This window comes from Pseudomonas sp. CBZ-4 (assembly GCF_000346755.1).
GTDB lineage: Bacteria > Pseudomonadota > Gammaproteobacteria > Pseudomonadales > Pseudomonadaceae > Aquipseudomonas.
Genome location: NZ_ANNV01000061.1, coordinates 1 through 1,653 on the forward strand (window position 1 = coordinate 1; position 1,653 = coordinate 1,653).

Consider the following 1,653-nt stretch of genomic DNA (forward strand, 5'->3'; position numbering starts at 1 on the left):
CAAATTGCTTGGGTGTTATATGGTCAAGCCTCACGGGCAATTAGTATTGGTTAGCTCAACGCCTCACAGCGCTTACACACCCAACCTATCAACGTCGTAGTCTTCGACGGCCCTTCAGGGAACTCAAGGTTCCAGTGAGATCTCATCTTGAGGCTAGTTTCCCGCTTAGATGCTTTCAGCGGTTATCTATTCCGAACATAGCTACCCGGCAATGCCACTGGCGTGACAACCGGAACACCAGAGGTTCGTCCACTCCGGTCCTCTCGTACTAGGAGCAGCCCCTCTCAAATCTCAAACGTCCACGGCAGATAGGGACCGAACTGTCTCACGACGTTCTAAACCCAGCTCGCGTACCACTTTAAATGGCGAACAGCCATACCCTTGGGACCGGCTTCAGCCCCAGGATGTGATGAGCCGACATCGAGGTGCCAAACACCGCCGTCGATATGAACTCTTGGGCGGTATCAGCCTGTTATCCCCGGAGTACCTTTTATCCGTTGAGCGATGGCCCTTCCATACAGAACCACCGGATCACTAAGACCTACTTTCGTACCTGCTCGACGTGTCTGTCTCGCAGTCAAGCGCGCTTTTGCCTTTATACTCTACGACCGATTTCCGACCGGTCTGAGCGCACCTTCGTACTCCTCCGTTACTCTTTAGGAGGAGACCGCCCCAGTCAAACTACCCACCATACACTGTCCTCGATCCGGATAACGGACCTGAGTTAGAACCTCAAAGTTGCCAGGGTGGTATTTCAAGGTTGGCTCCACGCAGACTGGCGTCCACGCTTCAAAGCCTCCCACCTATCCTACACAAGCAAATTCAAAGTCCAGTGCAAAGCTATAGTAAAGGTTCACGGGGTCTTTCCGTCTAGCCGCGGATACACTGCATCTTCACAGCGATTTCAATTTCACTGAGTCTCGGGTGGAGACAGCGCCGCCATCGTTACGCCATTCGTGCAGGTCGGAACTTACCCGACAAGGAATTTCGCTACCTTAGGACCGTTATAGTTACGGCCGCCGTTTACCGGGGCTTCGATCAAGAGCTTCGCGTTAGCTAACCCCATCAATTAACCTTCCGGCACCGGGCAGGCGTCACACCCTATACGTCCACTTTCGTGTTTGCAGAGTGCTGTGTTTTTAATAAACAGTCGCAGCGGCCTGGTATCTTCGACCGGCATGAGCTTACGGAGCAAGTCCTTCACCCTCACCGGCGCACCTTCTCCCGAAGTTACGGTGCCATTTTGCCTAGTTCCTTCACCCGAGTTCTCTCAAGCGCCTTGGTATTCTCTACCCAACCACCTGTGTCGGTTTGGGGTACGGTTCCTGGTTACCTGAAGCTTAGAAGCTTTTCTTGGAAGCATGGCATCAACCACTTCGTTAACTAAAAGTTAACTCGTCATCAGCTCTCGGCCTTAGAATCCCGGATTTACCTAAGATTCCAGCCTACCACCTTAAACTTGGACAACCAACGCCAAGCTGGCCTAGCCTTCTCCGTCCCTCCATCGCAATAACCAGAAGTACAGGAATATTAACCTGTTTTCCATCGACTACGCTTTTCAGCCTCGCCTTAGGGACCGACTAACCCTGCGTCGATTAACGTTGCGCAGGAAACCTTGGTCTTTCGGCGTGGGTGGTTTTTACACCCATTGTC

The 1,653-nt window shown here is 52.4% G+C and carries 1 rRNA gene; it reads right to left on the reverse strand.

Annotation, left to right across the window (positions count from 1 at the left end):
• Positions 1–19 precede the first annotated feature (19 nt).
• Positions 20–1,653: ribosomal RNA gene (locus tag B348_RS0107435) — 23S ribosomal RNA — on the reverse strand; the annotation flags it as partial.